Consider the following 375-nt stretch of genomic DNA (forward strand, 5'->3'; position numbering starts at 1 on the left):
CCCCGCAGAGGGGGGAGGGGTTTCCCCGCGCCACTTTTTTCCGGGCAGCGCTGCTGCCCGAGGGGAGAGGAGGGACGCACACGATCGTGGTTGGAAGCCTCACGCCGCCGGCTCCGCCGCCAGCCCCCGCGGTGCGCCCGGCCGGAAATGCGGGATCGCCGCCAGCAATTCCCGCGTGTAGGCGGTGCGCGGCGCCCGGAAGAGGTCGCGGCTCGCGCCCTCCTCGACCACGCGCCCGCCCTGGAGCACCAGGGTGCGCTCGCACATCATCCGCACCACGTTGAGGTCGTGGCTCACGAACAGGAAGGCAAGGCCGTCCTCCCGGCGCAGGTCGTCGAGGAGGCGCAGCACCCCGGCCTGGACCGAGACGTCGAG

1 pseudogene is annotated in these 375 nt (G+C 73.1%); it reads right to left on the reverse strand.

Annotated elements, in window-relative coordinates:
* Nucleotides 1-99: 99 nt before the first annotated feature.
* Nucleotides 100-375 (reverse strand): annotated as a pseudogene (locus A5481_RS34745) (ABC transporter ATP-binding protein); the annotation flags it as partial.

It is taken from the genome of Methylobacterium platani (assembly GCF_001653715.1).
GTDB lineage: Bacteria > Pseudomonadota > Alphaproteobacteria > Rhizobiales > Beijerinckiaceae > Methylobacterium > Methylobacterium platani.